Raw genomic sequence first — 16,104 nt, forward strand, 5'->3', positions numbered from 1 at the left:
AATTTCCCTAAAAAATGTCCAGTTCTTTATCTGCCGAATCGCTATCCGCCGAATCGCTATCCGCTAGATCGCTATCCGCGGAATCGGAATCTTCCAGATCGCTATCCGCCGAATCGCTATCCGCGGGATTGCCGTTATCTTTAGGAGTACCGCTATCCTTAGGAGTTTTATCCTTTTGAACACTAGTTTCCTTTACGGCAGCCGAAAGCTCGGCGTTTTTCTTGGCTTCTTTTTCCGAAATTTCAAAAAACTCTTTTGAATCTGATTCGGTTTCTTTTGACTCAGTATCGGGAGTTTTATCCTTCTTAGCCTGAGTCTTTTTTACCGTCGTTTTTTCCTTCAGGCTTTTTTCAAACGCTTCTTCAAACTGGCTAAGCCTGTCCAACGCGGCGACTATGCCGTCTTCAATACGCCCCTGATCTTCCTTAAAGCGCATAACAAGCAGTTCCAGTTCGTCAAGGCGTTTTTGATTCGCGTCTAATTTCTGCTGCAAACCCGCCCTCTCGGACATGAGGGCGGCATTTTCCGAATTTACCCGCTGCACATACTCAATCGCCTTGGCGACTTTTGTTTCCAATAACTGGACCTGCTCAAGACTGATCATTTTATCGCTCCAAGCGCCGCTTTGGCTTTTTCAGCGACAGCCTTGAACGCCGCCGCGTCTTCAGTAGCGAGCCACGCAAGCGCTTTCCTGTCGATAATCACGCCCGCTTTATTAAGGCCGGCGATAAGCCGTGAATAAGAAAGCCCGTTTCCCCTGCAAGCCGCGTTAATTCTTACAATCCACAGGCGGCGGAATTGCGCCTTCCTGTCTTTCCTGTCGCGGTACGCGTAAGTTAACGCTATGGCTACCGCGTCTTTTGCGGTTTTAAAATTGGTGCTTCTCCTTCCCCAATAACCTTTAGCCTGCTTTAATATTTTCTTCCGATGGTTTTTTCTTTTTGAACCGTCAACTGCTCTTGACATAAATTACCTCTTAACGCTCAGCCGTATGGCAGAAGCTTTTTTCTGATTACCGGCACATTGTCTTCGGACAAAACTCCGGCATGACGCAAACCACGTTTGCGTTTTGACGACTTCTTGGTCAGGATATGGCGCAGATTTTGTTTCTTATACTTCACCTTACCGGTTCCGGTAAATGAATAACGCTTTGCCGCGCTCTTCTTTGTTTTCATTTTTGGCATAAGCCACCTCTCAAAAAATTTATTTTTTCCCTTTAGGACTCAGTACCATAGACATAAAACGCCCCTCCATCGCGGGCGGTTTGTCCATTACATACTCTCCCTCAATACGGGAAAGAACGTCCTTCATCACGTCAAAACCAAGTTCGGTATGGGCAAGCTCTCTGCCTCGGAAACGAATCGTAACTTTTACCTTGTTGCCTTCGGACAGGAATTCCTTTACATGCTTAGATTTAAAGTCAAGATCATGATCGTCGATCTTAGGCTGCATCCGGATTTCCTTAAGCTTTAAAAGTTTCTGCTTTTTCTTGGAATCCCTCAGCCTCTTTTCGTTCTCAAATCTGAACTTGCCGTAATCTAAAATCTTGACGACTGGCGGCACCGCGTTGGGCGCGACTTCCACAAGGTCAAGACCCGCTTCTTTGGCAATTTCCAATGCTTGCGAAACAGACATTATTCCCTGCTCCCCGTCATCCCGGATTAGACGGACTTCTCTGGAACGAATCTGCTCGTTTACACGTAAATCTTTCTCAGCCAACTGGCCTCCTTAGTTTTCACTTTCTTACACTAGATTAGCAAATTTTTACATTTTTTGTCTAGTGGTCTGTAATAGTTAAATATTAACAAAAAGACCTCGCAAAGGCGAAGTATTGAAGAAGAACCTCTCGCAAAGGCGCAAAGGCGCAAAGTTGTTATTCGCAGGATCGTCGTTCTTCTTTCAAGATTTGTAACTAAACTAATATATCTAGATCAATAATGAGCTATCGGACGAAAACTTTGCGCCTTTGCGCCTCTGCGCCTTGGCGAGAGAAAATTTGGGAATAATGTTTTAAATATTACCGCCGATTATCTCTGTTCCTATGCCTTCGTCTGTAAACAATTCTATCAGTATGGCGTGGGGCAATCTTCCGTCTATAATATGGGCTTTTTTTACGCCGCCGTCCAACGCCATCGCGCAGCAGTCGGTTTTGGGGATCATTCCTTTTGTTAGGATGCCTTCTTCTTTTAGGGCGTCCAATTGCGGCCTTTTAATGGATTTTACAAGGGTGGTTTCGTCTTTTACGTCGCGGAGGATGCCGCGGACATCGGTCATAAGGACTAGTTTTTCCGCTCCTAGGGCGGCGGCTATTTTGGCGGCGGCAATGTCGGCGTTTATATTGAGCGCCTTTCCTTCGTCCTTGCCTGTCCCGTATGCGACGGAAGAAATCACGGGTATGGCTTCGGCGTCTAAAACGGTGTTTAATATTGACACGTCCACCTTGTCAATTTCACCGACAAGGCCCAAGTCTTCGTTTTTTATGCGGCTGGCTTTTAAAAGGCCTCCGTCAATTCCGCACAAGCCGATCGCTTTGCCGCCTGTTTTTTGAATAAGGGCGGTAATTTCCTTATTAACCTTCCCGCAGAGAACCATTTGCACTATGTCCATTGTCTCTTCGTCGGTGTACCTCAGCCCGTTAATAAAACGGCTTTCTTTGCCCGTCTTTTTTAACATTGCCTCAATTTCCGGCCCGCCGCCGTGAACAAGGACTGTTCTTATGCCTACGCATGACATTAGGATCACGTCTTCGATAACCGCTCTTTTTAATTCATCGTTAAGCATGGCGTTTCCGCCGTATTTAACAACAATTGTTTTACCCTGAAAACTTTGAATGTACGGCAGCGCGTGAACAAGCACGCCCGCCCTGTCGTTATTTGAAATTGTATTCACGACCGGTAGTCTCCGTTTATTTTTACATAATCATAAGTAAGATCGCATCCCCATACGGACGCGGTTCCGTTCCCTTCTTTTAAACAAACTAATATTTCAATTTCTTCTTTAGATAGAATTTCCTTCGCTTTTTCTTCGCTGAATTCAACGGTCTGCCCGTTCTTGCAAACTTCAATCTCCCCCGAAGCGCTCTTAAAACTTATATCGGTTTTTTCAGGGACAAAATCAACTCCTGCGTACCCAAGGGCGCATAAAACGCGCCCCCAATTCGCGTCCGCGCCGAAACAGGCGGCTTTTACAAGACTGGAAGAAGCTACGGACTTCGCGAGTATTTCCGCGGTGTCTTCATCTTTCGCGTTTGTTACTGTTACCGTAACAAGTTTTGTCGCGCCTTCCCCGTCACGAGCCATTTTGCGGGCAAGCGCGATACACACATATTCAAGAGCGGAATAAAAAGCGTTATAATCCGCAGCGCAGTGAGGGCATTGGTTTGAAGAATTGACAGGCGCGTTTCCCGCCTCGCCATTTGCCATTATGACAACCATGTCATTGGTGGAAGTGTCGCCGTCCACAGTCAGGCGGTTAAAGGAACGTTTTACGGCGAGGCGAAGAGCCGAATCAAGAGCGGATTTTTCCACCGTAGCGTCCGTTGTGATAAATGTAAGCATTGTCGCCATATTGGGATGAATCATCCCAGAGCCTTTTGTAATCGCCCCGATACGAACAATCTCCCCGCCAATTTCAGTCTCCACGGCAATTTCCTTTTTGCGCGTATCCGTCGTCATAATGGCTTCAAGAGCGTCAGCGTTTCCCTTTTCATCGGAACGCAGATTTGCTTTAATGGCGTTAATATTTTTTTCTATTACTTCAATCGGCAACGGAACGCCGATAACTCCCGTTGAAGCGACGGCGACTTCGCCAGCGGAAATGCCAAGCGTATCCGCGGCAAGCTGCGCCATGCGTTTTGCTGCGGCCATTCCTTCCTGCCCGGTGCATGCGTTAGCGTTGCCCGAATTGGCGATAATGGCGCGTAACTTGCCGCTTGCAAGATTTTCCTGACTAACCCGCACGCTTGCGGCTTTTACCTTGTTAGTTGTAAACATAGCAGACGCGTCGCAAACCTTCTGTGAAAAAATTACCGCCAAATCTTTCTTTTGCGAACTTGCCTTTATGCCGCACCTTATGCCGCCGGCTGAAAAACCTTTAGGGGCGCAAACTCCGCCTGTCACTTCCTTCATTATTAATTCCTAAAAAATAATCGGTATCGCGTCAAGACCAGATCTTTCATCAAAACCGAATAAAATGTTCATGTTTTGAACAGCCTGGCCTGCGGCGCCTTTAACCATGTTATCAATGGCGGTTGTAACAATCAATGTGGAACCATTAATGTCAACATGAACGGAAATGTCGCAGTAATTTGACATTCGCACTCTATTGGTGGCGGCGGTAAGGCCTGGCGGAAGCACCCGAATAAAAGGCTCATCCTTATAAAAATCGGTATAAATTTCGCGGATTTCAGACGTTTTTATTTCAATCTCGTCTGAAGGCGGCATATAGGTTTTATTCGCCTTAACGCTCCACTTTTCTGAAAGCGGAATATAAATGACGCTGAGGATACCCCTGTTTACAGGCGCGAGACGGGGAGTAAAAATTATTCTCGGCGCGGGATTGTTTCCCGCCGCCGCCATTACCGCGAGGTTACGCTCAATTTCAGGAGAATGTCTGTGGGAGGAAACCTTGTAAGCGGAGATGGAATCCGCGCATTCCGCATAATGGAATGAGCGCGACGGTTCCCTGCCGCCGCCCGTAACGCCGCTTACGGAGTCAATAATTACTGGAATATCCGCGCGGTTCATTCCCTTTGCCAATGCCGGAAACGCGCCAAGCGATCCGCCAGTGGGATAACATCCGGGATTTCCAATCACTACAGGCCCTTGCGCGGCAAGCTCTTTTATTTTTTTACGGTTAAGCTCTGGCAGTCCGTAAATTGATTTTTTATGCAATTCGGGATACCAATAGTTTTTACCGTACCATGCCCTGTACACTTCTTCGCTGTCGTCAAAACGGAAATCGGCTGAAAGATCGATATAGTGTATCCTGCGTTCCATGCAGGCGGTGGCAAAAGGTTCCCCTACCGCGTGGGGAAGGGCGGAAAAAACCACATCGGAACCGTTAATAACATTTTCAGCTTTTAAAAGAGGAAGCGAAACATCACCTAAAAAATTAGGGTAAATTTTTTCAATATTTTCGCCTTCATAACTTACCGAGGAAAGCGCCAATTTTTCCACTTTAGGATGCTTTGAAAGGAGTCTTACCAACTCGGCTCCGGCATAGCCTGTAGCGCCGATTATACCTGCTATCATAAGTTAATTATGCGCCTTTTTTAACGATTGGTCAATTATTCCTGAAAGAAACATAAATTTCACAATTCTTTACGAAATATATTGAAAACTATGTAATTAATGCTTCCTGAATACCTTTACTAAGAAAGATGATAAGGATATAATTTTAGTATGAACAGACTCTTTTTTGCGCTGGTTATAATACTTTTATTTTCAACGTGCGCGTCAACGGTGAACATAAGCGAGGATTTGTCCCCCGCGGAATTGATTCAACGCGCCCATGAAGCTATGGACAGAAACCGTTATGGAATAGCAATTCAGTATTATCAGGCCCTGCGTGATCGCAACCCAAGTAATATAGACCTTATTATAACCGCGGAATATCATATCGCGTTTATCCACTATAAACAAAAAAAATACGAACAAGCCAAAGAGGGATTTAACGGCATTCTTGCGTATTATAATTCTCCGGATCAAGAATTACTTCCCCAGCATTTTAAGAAACTTTCACAAATAGTGATTAATAACATTGAAGAAAAAGAGAAGCGTAATAAGTAATTTACTCCCCACTCCCTATTTATACTTAGGCAACCACACACTGTGAGCTTTTAGTAATTCGTCAGTCATTTTGCGGATGTCGTCTATTGAAAGCTCGGCTGCGGTGTGAGGCTCAAGCATTGCGGCGTGGTAGATGTGTTCCCTCTTTTTTGTCACCGCGGCTTCAATGGTAATCAAGTGAACATTGACGTGCGTCATATTCATAGCGGCAAGGTGGACGGGCAATTTACCTACATGGCACGCCTTGATGCCTGAACCGTCCACAAGACAGGGAACTTCTACGCAGGCCTGAGGCGGCAAATTCTCAATGCTTCCACCGGCGTTTAACACATTCCCGCCGATTTTATATGGATTTCCCGTAACAATGGATTCCATTATATAAGAAGCGTATTCACGCGACCTGTCGTGTTCAATAATCTCTTTTTTTGTTAGGTTTTCATATTCGGCCTTCCAACCTTCAATCTGAGCTATACATCTGCGCGGATATTCGTCTAACGGTATATTAAAATCACCAATTAACTGCGGGTATTTTGATTTGATGTAAAAAGGATTATATTCGGCGTTATGTTCGCTTGATTCCGTGCAATAATACCCAAGTTTATCGATATAATCATAACGCACCATATCCCAGTGTTTTTCCGCAGCGTTTTTTGCCTTCGCCCTTTTGCGAATTTCAGGATACAGATCAACGCCGTCCTTATCGCGGATATCCAAAAGCCATCCCATGTGGTTGATTCCCGCTATCAATTCGCGCCGCCCTTGGAGTTTGTCGCTCATATCAAGAGATTCCAACAAGTGCTGGGAGCAAACCTGCACGCTGTGGCACAGACCGACAGTTTTCATGCCCGTATATCTCTGCATAAAACCGGTCAGCATAGCCATTGGATTTGTGTAATTGAGAAACCACGCGTCCGGGCAGACTTTTTCCATTGCGCGGGCAAATTGCTCCAAAACAGGAATTGTCCTAAGGGCGCGCATTATGCCGCCGATGCCAAGAGTGTCGCCTATCGTTTGGCGCAGCCCGTATTTTTTGGGGATTTCAAAATCAGCGATTGTAGCCGGATCGTAACCGCCGACTTGAATGGCGTTCACGACAAAAGAAGCGCCCTTTAAGGCTTTTTCAAGGTTTTCAATTCCCGCATAACAGGAAATTTTTGAATACCCGCCCTTGCCTTTATTTATGGCCGACAAAATACGCTCGCTTTCTTTCAGTCTTTGAGCGTCAATATCGTACAAAGCGATTTCACATTCGCGCAAAGCCTCGCTTGACATGGAATCGCCCAACACATTGCGGACAAAAATAGTGCTGCCCGCCCCTAAAAATGTAATTTTTAACATGGTATCTCCTTAAACAATTATACTAAAACGGAAAATAGATTTTATTCCTGACTAAAAACTTCAACCCGGTTTCTGCCAAGTTCTTTAGCTTTACGCAGCGCGGTATCCGCGGTATCTTCAAACTTTTCCATTGTATTCGCGTGGGTGGGGGCAATCGCTATGCCAATGCTTGTTTTGGTGCTGATCGTCACATTATCGCTCGCGCCTGGCGCGGCGGGAACATTAACTTGTTTGGCCTCGATAGCTTCCCTAATTCGCTCGGCGACTTTTACCGCGTCTTTTTTATCGGTGTCGGGAAGCAGGATGGCAAACTCGTCCCCGGAAAGCCGCGCGGGAATATCACCCGGGCGCAGGCAGTCGCGGATTATCTGGGCGCATGACGTGATTATTATATCGCCCGCTTTGGGGCCATAACGGTCATTTATGTGGTGTATCTTGTCAAGATCCATCATTAACAGGGACATAATGCGTAAATTCATAAATGAATTATTAAAGCGTTCCTTGATGGACTCTTCCAAAAAACGGCGGTTGTACAACCCAGTCATTTCGTCGGTGATTGCTCTTCTGCGCGCGTTTTCACCCCATCGAATTAAATCGTTGTAGGACTTTGACGACTGGCTTAACCATTGATTTTGCACGGTACCGATAGTTCTGAGTATTTTATAGCCAATTATCGGGTGATCGGAAATTATTCTGAAAAAATCAACATTGTTCAATATCATAACGACAGAATCAGTCTTCGCGCATATTGTCGCAGACCGCGGTTCATGCGCGATTATCGACATCTCTCCGAAGAATTCATTGGGGTTTATGTCAAATAACCACCTTTGATTCCCGTCGGATTGGGCGCCAAACGCGCTTAATGAACCTGATAAAAGGATAAACATATCTTCCCCTTTGTCGCCTTCCTTAAAAATAACGTCGTCCTTTTTCGCGTATATAAGTTTTAACAATTTAGAAACGGTATTGTATTCATTTTCATCAAAGCCGGAAAAAAGCGGTATGCCGGTTAAAGAAACGTCAAGCGGCACGGATAAAAATGATAATGATTCTTCGCTCATGTTCCCGCTGCCCCTTTTGTATAATGAACTACTCTGTCGCCGCCGTCTTTCCAATTGTCCAAAAGATTGCTGTAATTTCCGCTAAAAAACGTTTCCCAATCAGCTCCGTCTTGTGGCCAGACGGCCCATGATATTGTCGCGGAAAAATTAAATTCGGGAATATCGTCTTGAGGGGGAACGGCGTCCATGTCGTTAATAAATTCATTCAATTCAAGTGCTATTTCTTCCGCTTGAGCGGCGCCGCAATTATTAATAATAAGCCCGACTTCATTGCTTTTAAAACGCATCGCCCAGCCATGCCCGATTTGCCTTGTAACGTTTTTTAGTATAATCGCTATTCTGATCATAGCCGCGTCTCCCGCGCTGTGTCCCCTTGAATCAACCAATGTTTTAAACCTGTCAGGCTTAAGCATTATTAACGCCGCAGATTCTTTCAGCGCGTTAATGATTTCATCTTTAATTAGTATCTGTTTCCAAAGCCCCGTTCCCGCGTCTTCGTAAGCCCGCCTGTGAAGTTCCTGCACCCACGACATATTATTTAAAATTAATTTATGCGTTGATTTTATGCGCCCAGTCATCATAATAATGGCGTTTAGAAGGATACTGCAAACGGAGTGGGTATCCTCCAGCGCAAGAGACTCCAATGTTAAACCGGCGCACGGAAAGACGACAAGAACGGAATCCATTGCGGCTTCGGCGTATGCGTCATATTCGGCGCCCCGCGCAAAGTCAAAGTCGCCAATCGTATCGCCTGCGGTAAAATGCGCCATTTCTTCTTCACTGCCGTCGTCCCTTTTATTAAATACGCGGATTTCCCCGCTTGTTAAAATATAAAACTGGGAGGCTTTTTCTCCTGAAGAGAATAAAAGAGCGTTTTTGGAAAGATTGAGTAAAGCTGTATGATTGATTACAAAATCAATCTCATGCTGTTCGAGATTGGAAAATAATTCAACTTTTTTTATCAATACTGGATCGATATGAACCGCGTCCATTGTTAAATTATGACCTATTTTCAAAAAAAAGTCTAGCTTTTTGCCTGTTCTTGAACCAGTTTATTTCCCATCTCGCGTAATAGGTATTTTTGTATCTTTCCGCTTGATGTAAGGGGGTAACTGTCAACAAAAAACACATATTTGGGTATTTTATACCTGCCTATTTTATCCCTGCAATAGTCGCGCACGTCTTCCACGTTCATTTTCACGTCGGGGTGAAGAATGACAAAAGCGGCGACTTCCTCGCCGTATTTTTCACTGGCAACCCCTACTACCTGCACGTCCTTAACGCCCGGCATTGTGTACAAAAAGTCCTCCACTTCTTTGGGGGAAATGTTTTCTCCTCCGCGGATTATCATGTCTTTTAAGCGGCCTGTCACTCTAAAATTGCCGTTCTCGTCTTTAACCCCCCTGTCTCCCGAATGAAGCCATCCGTTTTTGTCGATACATTGGGCGGTCGCTTCTGGCAGTTTGTAGTAGCCTTTCATTGAATTGTAGCCCCTACAGCAGAATTCCCCGTGTACGCCGTCGGGACATTCTTCGCCCGTTTCAGGGTCACGGATTGTAACTTCCACGCCGGGCAGGGCGCGGCCTACTGTTTCCACTTTCACGGTAATGTCGTCATCATAACGCGTCTGGGTCATAACGGGCGATGATTCAGTCAGCCCGTAACAGATAGTGACTTCCTTCATGTACATAAGATCGATTACCTGGCGCATCGCCTCAATCGGACAGGGAGAACCCGCCATAATGCCGGTACGCAAACTGGAAAGATTGAACATCTTGAACATGGGATGGTTAAGTTCCGCGATAAACATTGTCGGCACACCGTAAACTGCGGTGCATTTTTCCTTTTGAATTGTAGCAAGCACAAGCAGGGGATCGAACCACTCTATCATCGCGGCGGTGGAGCCGTGCGTCAGGATCGCCATCATTCCAAGCACACAGCCGAAACAGTGGAACAGCGGCACTGGCAGGCACACTATGTCTTTTTCCGTAAGGCGCTGGTTGTCTCCAATGCCAAGCCCGTTGTTAAGAATGTTTCTGTGCGTAAGCATCACGCCCTTTGGGAAGCCGGTTGTGCCGGAAGTGTACTGCATATTTACAACGTCATTGGTATCAAGCGTTTTTTCAATTTCGCTTAACAACGCCGAATCGGTATGCTGGCCTAACAGCAGCACTTCACTTGAGGTATACATCCCCCTGTGTTTTTGCTGGCCTATATGCACGACATATTTTAAGAACGGGAATCTGGGAGAATTAACCTGCCCTCTTTGCGCCGTTTTAAGTTCAGGGACAAGATCATTTACCATTCCGATATAATCTGAATCGCGCCAGCCGTTTGTAAGGCACAGGCAAACCATGTCGGATTGTTTAAGCACATACTCAAGCTCATGGGTTTTGTAGCCGGTGTTTACGGTGACAAGAACGGCGCCGATTCTGGCGCAGGCGAAAAGCACGGTGTTCCAATCAGGGACGTTTGTCGCCCAAATGCCGACATTATCGCCTTTTTTTACGCCGATGGAGAGCAATCCTTTCGCGAAGTCGTCCACCCTTTTATCAAATTCCGCATAAGTAAAACGGAGATTGCGGTCCGAATAGACAAGAAAATCGTGATCTGGGTGCGCTGCAGTCTTATCTTTTAAAACTTGAGTAAGAGTCTTTTCTATAAATTCCATAATGGAGTCCTCTTAAGCCGGCGTATAAATTACAGCCAGTATTTTTACCGCCTTTTTATCCGCGGAATATACGCAATGAGGCACAATAGAATCGTAATAAACGGAATCCCCCGCGTTTAATGTATCTTTTCTAGTGCCGTATTCAAACGCCATTTTCCCTTCCATTACATAGATAAATTCTTCGCCTTCATGGGATGATTTTTCCTGATGAGCGTCGGCCTCGATTGTTACTATAAACGGCTCCATGTGGCGTCCGCTTTTATCAGCGGCAAGCGCGTTAAAGTTTAGGCCATGATGCCCGCCAGCCGCAGATCCGTCAGGCAAACCGGTTTTAAAACGGCTTGAGGAAGCGGCTTCCCCCACCCTGCAAATAATAGGGCCAAGTTTTTCATGGTCGTCAAGAAGCGTGCCTAGGCGGACGCCTAGCCCCCTGGAAATCTTAATTAACGGCGCAAGGTCTGGAATATGCCCGTCGTCTTCTATTCTTGAGATCAGTTCAACTGATACGCCGCTGCGTTCAGCAAGGTCTTCCCTGCTGACAGAATAAGTTTTGCGTATTTCGGCGATACGCTCGCCCGGTGTATGTGTTTCCATACTGACATCTTATTTTTTTTTGTCGTCTTTTGCAAGTGAGCGTACGCTGTTTATATCCCCAGTAGTCTATAACAGTTAAATATTCACAAAGAAGACCTCACGCAAAGGCGCAGGAGACTGTAGAAAAACATCGGAGAAGAGGTTCACGCAAAGGCGCGGAGACGCAAAGGGCGCAAAGTTGTTGTTCGTAGGATCGTCGTTTTTCTTTCAAGATTTGTAGTCAAACTTATATATTGATTAACAAGGGGTTATAGGACAGGAACTTTGCGTCCTTTGCGCCTTTGCGAGAGATAATTTGAGAATAATGTATTGTAAGGTTTAGTTGTTTCAGAGTCCCAGCGCTTTTTTAAAATTTACGACTATTTCGTCTATCATTGGGCTTGCGTCTATGTCCAGTAGAATGCCTTTTTTACGGTAATAATCAATCAATGGGGCGGTTTGGGCGCGGTAAACTTCAAGGCGCTTTTGAACGGCTTCAGGTTTGTCGTCGTCACGGATGTACACCTCTCCGCCGCAGTAATCGCAAACTCCTTCTTTTTTTGGCTTGTTAAAAACCGCGTGAAAATTGTATCCGCATTTGCGGCATACCCTCCGCCCTCCAAGACGCTCAAGCACTCCCGAATCGGGAATGTCAAAGTTGATAACCTTGTCTACTTTTGAAAAATCAGCTAACGCTTCCGCCTGAGGGATTGTCCGGGGGAAGCCGTCCAATATATATCCTTTTTTTACGTCGTCTTTGGTAAGCCGCTCTTTTACAAGCGCGATTGTCGTTTCATCGTCTACAAGTTTTCCCGAATCAATGATTGATTTAACTTTTAAGCCAAGCGGAGTCCCGTCCGCTATCGCCGCGCGAAAAATTGAACCGGTGCTTATCTGAGGAATGCCAAGAATTTCTATGGCTCTGACGGCCAATGTTCCCTTGCCGGCGCCGGGAGGGCCTAAAAAAATCAAATTCATAATTTACTCCATAAATATATTTTTTATAAGGAAGCTATTCAAAAATTGAAGTTTCCTAATAACTCTATTTTCAGGAACAGCCCGTGGTGCTGCCGCAGGTGTCGCACTTCATACAAGTTCCGTTTCTAACCAACGTAAATGAACCGCATGAAGAGCACGGATCTCCCTCATAACCCTTTATGCGCGCCTGAACGATTTTTATCACTTCGTTTTCCTGAGGATAAGAGCCTTCCATTACGGCGACTTGCGTCTGAGGCTGGGCGGCGGACGAAAACGCTGATAATCCCTTGGGAGCGTTTCCCAAGTTGCCTTGCGGCAGTTGTTTTACGGGCTTAACCGCCGGAACCGTGACGCTGTTTGGCCTGAAACCAGCGCTGTTTTTTTCGCCTCGATTTTTTTGATCCGGCGTTTCCGTTTCGCTTTTCATCGCGGTGGCGACAAGGTCTTCGGGCTTTACCTGCCCCAAATCGCTGCGCTTCAAATAGCTAATCGCAAGATCGCGGAAAACATAGTCGATTACGCTTGTCGCCATCTTTACATAATCGTGCCCCTGCACCATGCCGTTTGGCTCAAATCTGCTGAAGGTGAACGCGTCAACATATTCTTCCAAGGGGACTCCGTATTGCAATCCTAGAGAAACGGTAATGGCAAAACTGTTTAACAGGCTTCTAAACGCGGCGCCTTCCTTGTGCATGTCAAGGAAAATTTCCCCAAGACTGCCGTCTTCATATTCGCCGGTTCTGATAAAAATCGAATGACCGCCGATTTTCGCTTTTTGAGTGTAACCCATTCTGCGGTTAGGCAAAGATTTGCGAAGCCCCCGCAGACTCGCCGATTTTCTTTTATCGGGAGCAGAGGCGGGAAGCTCCAAGCCTTTTTCAACTTTAAGGATAGTGTCAGCTAACGGATCGGTTCCCGGGGCGAAAGTGTTAAGGGGCTGTGAAAGTTTGGAGCCGTCCCTGTAAAGGGCGACGGCTTTAAGGGCGTTTTTCCACGAGAGCATATATGCGCCTTTTACGTCGTCGTAATCGGCGGAATTGGGCATGTTTATAGTTTTGGAAATCGCTCCGGAAATGAAGGGCTGGACCGCCGCCATCATGCCGATATGGGCTGTCCATGATATGGAGCGTTTCCCCTTCCTGCCGGAAGGAGCCGCCGTGTCAAACACGGCATAGTGATCTTTTTTAAGGCCGGGAGCGCCTTCAAGACCCATTGTGCCGCAGGCGAACAATTCAGCGTCTTCAATGTCCTGAGAGCTGAAACCGATGTGTTTAAGAAGACTGAACCCCTGGAGAGACCACGTTGACTCAGGAACGTTAAGAGTTTCCTCGACAAACGATTTGCCAAGTATATAGGGATTAAAAACGCCGTCAAGATTAAGAGCTGTTTTTAACGCGTCTTCAATCGCGGCAAGAGCGTCGTTTGTAAAACCTTTTGTTTTAAGAATCTCATGGCTGATCGCGGGGGCGCCTTTTAAAGTTTTTCTGCCGGTGGCGTAGGCGACAATTTCTTCGATAGCCTGTGGCGAATAGCCTAAATTTTCAAGGGCGGGAGGCACTGACTGATTGATAATTTTAAAATAGCCGCCGCCCGCAAGCTTTTTAAATTTAACAAGGGCGAAATCAGGCTCAATGCCCGTGGTGTCGCAGTCCATTAAAAGGCCGATTGTGCCGGTTGGCGCGATTGCGGTAACCTGCGCGTTGCGGTATCCGTGAGCCTTGCCCAAATCAAGCGCCCTGTCCCACGCGGATTTTGCCGCGTTTAAAAGATAAGCCGGGCAATGGGCGGGATCTATTCCCCTGGGAATCGTGTGGAGACCCTCATACTCGCCGTCAACGGCGTTGTTGGCCGCCCGCCTGTGGTTGCGGATAACGCGCAACATATTCTCCGCGTTTTCACCGTAACGCGCGAAAGAGCCGTGCTCAGCCGCCATGCGGGCGGATTGCGCGTACGCTTCGCCTGAAAGAAGCGCGGAAAGAGCCGCCGCTACCGATCTGCCCTGATCAGAATCGTAGGCAAGCCCCATAATCATAAGGAGCGTTCCAAGGTTGGCGTAACCTAAGCCCAAAGTGCGGTATTGATAGGAAAGCTCCGCTATGCGTAAAGACGGAAACTGCGCCATTACTACGGAAATTTCAAGAACGGTAGTCCAGATGTCAATCGCGTGGAGGTATCCGTCAACATTAAATTCTTTTTTTCTTTTATCGTATAACGCGGCGAGGTTTATCGACGCGAGATTGCAGGCGGTATCGTCAAGGAACATGTATTCCGAACACGGATTGGAGGCGCGTATCTCGCCGCCCGCGGGGCAAGTGTGCCAGTCGTTAATCGTAGTGTGGTATTGAAGGCCGGGGTCGGCGCACTGCCAGCTTGTTTTCGCTATATCAGACCAAAGCTTTCGCGCTTTTACAATTTTAACCGTATCTCCCACAGTGCGGCTTTTTAATTGCCAGTCTTCGTCATTTAGCACTGCCTTCATAAAATCATCGCTAAGGCGCAGGCTGTTGTTGGAACTCTGCCCGGAAACGGTATTATAAGCCTCATCGTCCCAGGCGGTGGAGTACTGGGAAACATCGACTTCTTCATCGCCCTGCTCAAGGCGGCGCAACTGCTGGTACAGGTAGGACGGCGGTATTTTATCACCTAACGCCGCCCTTAAAACCATCGCAAGCTCGTGATTTTTCTCGGTATTAAATTTATCGTCTTCGGGCCCCCTAAAGCCCGACAAAGCCCTCTTAATCGCGTCGATATGTTTTTTCAGTATCAAAGAACCGGTTACCATGGAGGCGACTTTATGCTCTTCCGCCGCTTTCCAATTTATGTACTTTTCCACGTCGGGATGGTCGATATCCAGCGTAACCATCTTGGCGGCGCGTCTAGTCGTGCCTCCCGACTTAATTGCCGACGCCGACCTGTCGCCGATTTTTAAAAACGACAAAAGCCCCGATGAAACCCCGCCGCCTGAAAGAATTTCGTTCACTCCCCTGATGCGGGAAAAATTAGAACCCGTTCCCGAACCGTACTTAAACAATCTGGCCTCACGGGTCATAAGGTCCATAATACCGCCCTCGTTTACAAGGTTGTCATCTATGGAAAGAATAAAACAAGCGTGGGGCTGGGGGCGTTTATAGGCGCTTTCAGACTTGACAACTTTTCCCTGCGCTGGGTCAAAATAGTAATGCCCCTGCGCCGGACCGTCGATCCCATACACGGAATACAAACCGGTGTTGAACCATTGGGGGCTGTTAGGCGCGGCGTATTGATGGGCGAGCATATAGCAGGTCTCGTCGTAAAAAGCCTTTTCGTCTTCCTGATTTTCAAAGTAGTTATTCTGCCTGCCCCATTCAAGCCATGTGTAGGCAAGGCGGTGAAAAACCTGACGCGCGTCATGTTCCGCGCTGTCTTCGGGCAGGGTATTTCCCGGATCCTCGGAATTATTCCCCCCCTTTGCCCACTTTTTCCATTCGTAGATTTTATTTTTCGGCACTCCGGCTTTGCGGAAATATTTTTGCGCGATAATATCCGCGGCAATTTGACTCCAGAACGCCGGAACAATTACAGTGTCCTCAGAAAAAATCGGTTTTCCATTCGGATTCCTGATTTCGCTTTTGCGCCGTTCCCAAACAATATCAAAATAGGGACCGCTTTCGCAGTCAGTGAAAAAACGTTGAACTTTCATCCCCAAATCCTTTTT

The 16,104-nt window shown here is 46.7% G+C and carries 15 protein-coding genes; 1 reads left to right on the top strand and 14 read right to left on the bottom strand.

Annotated features, from left to right (window positions below; genetic code table 11):
* Positions 1-7: 7 nt before the first annotated feature.
* From ACYVRA_RS03410 to argC, 7 genes are all read right to left on the bottom strand, one after another.
* Entirely contained in the window at positions 8-604 is a 597-nt protein-coding gene (locus ACYVRA_RS03410; protein WP_461251344.1) for a hypothetical protein, read from the bottom strand.
* Positions 601-966, bottom strand: coding sequence for a 50S ribosomal protein L20 (gene rplT / locus ACYVRA_RS03415; RefSeq protein ID WP_461251345.1), 366 nt, complete (start codon positions 964-966; stop codon positions 601-603). The genes ACYVRA_RS03410 and rplT overlap by 4 nt, the downstream gene beginning before the upstream one ends.
* 17 nt (positions 967-983) lie before the next feature.
* Positions 984-1,184, bottom strand: coding sequence for a 50S ribosomal protein L35 (gene rpmI / locus ACYVRA_RS03420; RefSeq protein ID WP_461251346.1), 201 nt, complete (start codon positions 1,182-1,184; stop codon positions 984-986).
* 19 nt (positions 1,185-1,203) lie between these two features.
* A complete protein-coding gene (infC, locus tag ACYVRA_RS03425) occupies positions 1,204-1,719 on the bottom strand; it encodes a translation initiation factor IF-3 (protein ID WP_461251347.1) in 516 nt (171 codons plus the stop codon).
* Between the two features lie 291 nt (positions 1,720-2,010).
* Complete coding sequence (argB, locus tag ACYVRA_RS03430; protein ID WP_461251348.1) at positions 2,011-2,889, bottom strand: acetylglutamate kinase; 879 nt, start codon at positions 2,887-2,889, stop codon at positions 2,011-2,013.
* Positions 2,886-4,127 carry a bifunctional glutamate N-acetyltransferase/amino-acid acetyltransferase ArgJ gene (argJ, locus tag ACYVRA_RS03435; RefSeq protein ID WP_461251349.1) on the bottom strand — a complete coding sequence of 414 codons (1,242 nt, stop codon included), beginning with the start codon at positions 4,125-4,127 and terminating at the stop codon, positions 2,886-2,888. The genes argB and argJ overlap by 4 nt, the downstream gene beginning before the upstream one ends.
* A 9-nt stretch (positions 4,128-4,136) precedes the next feature.
* Complete coding sequence (argC, locus tag ACYVRA_RS03440; protein ID WP_461251350.1) at positions 4,137-5,252, bottom strand: N-acetyl-gamma-glutamyl-phosphate reductase; 1,116 nt, start codon at positions 5,250-5,252, stop codon at positions 4,137-4,139.
* Positions 5,253-5,402: 150 nt separating this feature from the next.
* On the opposite strand from argC, the gene ACYVRA_RS03445 reads away from it, so the two are divergent.
* The gene (locus tag ACYVRA_RS03445; protein ID WP_461251351.1) at positions 5,403-5,789 is read left to right on the top strand and encodes an outer membrane protein assembly factor BamD; all 387 of its coding nucleotides are present in this window, start codon (positions 5,403-5,405) and stop codon (positions 5,787-5,789) included.
* 15 nt (positions 5,790-5,804) lie between these two features.
* On the opposite strand, the gene melA is transcribed toward ACYVRA_RS03445, so the two are convergent.
* The 7 genes from melA to ACYVRA_RS03480 form a co-directional block, all read right to left on the bottom strand.
* Complete coding sequence (gene melA, locus ACYVRA_RS03450) at positions 5,805-7,127, bottom strand: alpha-galactosidase (protein ID WP_461251352.1); 1,323 nt, start codon at positions 7,125-7,127, stop codon at positions 5,805-5,807.
* Between the two features lie 41 nt (positions 7,128-7,168).
* Positions 7,169-8,188: a diguanylate cyclase gene (locus ACYVRA_RS03455; protein ID WP_461251353.1), complete on the bottom strand. Its 1,020-nt coding sequence runs from the start codon at positions 8,186-8,188 to the stop codon at positions 7,169-7,171.
* On the bottom strand, positions 8,185-9,204 hold the full coding sequence (locus tag ACYVRA_RS03460) for a diguanylate cyclase domain-containing protein (RefSeq protein ID WP_461251354.1): 1,020 nt from the start codon (positions 9,202-9,204) through the stop codon (positions 8,185-8,187). The genes ACYVRA_RS03455 and ACYVRA_RS03460 overlap by 4 nt, the downstream gene beginning before the upstream one ends.
* 8 nt (positions 9,205-9,212) lie before the next feature.
* Entirely contained in the window at positions 9,213-10,859 is a 1,647-nt protein-coding gene (locus ACYVRA_RS03465; RefSeq protein ID WP_461251355.1) for an AMP-binding protein, read from the bottom strand.
* A gap of 12 nt (positions 10,860-10,871) precedes the next feature.
* Positions 10,872-11,453, bottom strand: a complete 582-nt coding sequence (locus ACYVRA_RS03470; protein WP_461251356.1) for a helix-turn-helix domain-containing protein — start codon at positions 11,451-11,453, stop codon at positions 10,872-10,874.
* A 327-nt stretch (positions 11,454-11,780) separates the two neighbouring features.
* Positions 11,781-12,410 carry an adenylate kinase gene (locus ACYVRA_RS03475; protein ID WP_461251357.1) on the bottom strand — a complete coding sequence of 210 codons (630 nt, stop codon included), beginning with the start codon at positions 12,408-12,410 and terminating at the stop codon, positions 11,781-11,783.
* Between the two features lie 70 nt (positions 12,411-12,480).
* Positions 12,481-16,089 (bottom strand): vitamin B12-dependent ribonucleotide reductase, encoded by a 3,609-nt coding sequence (locus ACYVRA_RS03480; RefSeq protein ID WP_461251358.1) that lies wholly within the window; start codon positions 16,087-16,089, stop codon positions 12,481-12,483.
* Positions 16,090-16,104: the final 15 nt, after the last annotated feature.

It is taken from the genome of Treponema sp. R8-4-B8, from assembly GCF_054786175.1.

Coding starts and splice junctions, on each gene's coding strand:
- ACYVRA_RS03410 (WP_461251344.1), bottom strand. CDS start 604: ATGATCAGTCTTGAGCAGGTCCAGTTATTGGAAACAAAAGTCGCCAAG.
- melA (WP_461251352.1), bottom strand. CDS start 7,127: ATGTTAAAAATTACATTTTTAGGGGCGGGCAGCACTATTTTTGTCCGC.
- argC (WP_461251350.1), bottom strand. CDS start 5,252: ATGATAGCAGGTATAATCGGCGCTACAGGCTATGCCGGAGCCGAGTTG.
- rplT (WP_461251345.1), bottom strand. CDS start 966: ATGTCAAGAGCAGTTGACGGTTCAAAAAGAAAAAACCATCGGAAGAAA.
- rpmI (WP_461251346.1), bottom strand. CDS start 1,184: ATGCCAAAAATGAAAACAAAGAAGAGCGCGGCAAAGCGTTATTCATTT.
- ACYVRA_RS03475 (WP_461251357.1), bottom strand. CDS start 12,410: ATGAATTTGATTTTTTTAGGCCCTCCCGGCGCCGGCAAGGGAACATTG.
- ACYVRA_RS03455 (WP_461251353.1), bottom strand. CDS start 8,188: ATGAGCGAAGAATCATTATCATTTTTATCCGTGCCGCTTGACGTTTCT.
- ACYVRA_RS03445 (WP_461251351.1), top strand. CDS start 5,403: ATGAACAGACTCTTTTTTGCGCTGGTTATAATACTTTTATTTTCAACG.
- ACYVRA_RS03470 (WP_461251356.1), bottom strand. CDS start 11,453: ATGGAAACACATACACCGGGCGAGCGTATCGCCGAAATACGCAAAACT.
- ACYVRA_RS03480 (WP_461251358.1), bottom strand. CDS start 16,089: ATGAAAGTTCAACGTTTTTTCACTGACTGCGAAAGCGGTCCCTATTTT.
- argJ (WP_461251349.1), bottom strand. CDS start 4,127: ATGAAGGAAGTGACAGGCGGAGTTTGCGCCCCTAAAGGTTTTTCAGCC.
- ACYVRA_RS03465 (WP_461251355.1), bottom strand. CDS start 10,859: ATGGAATTTATAGAAAAGACTCTTACTCAAGTTTTAAAAGATAAGACT.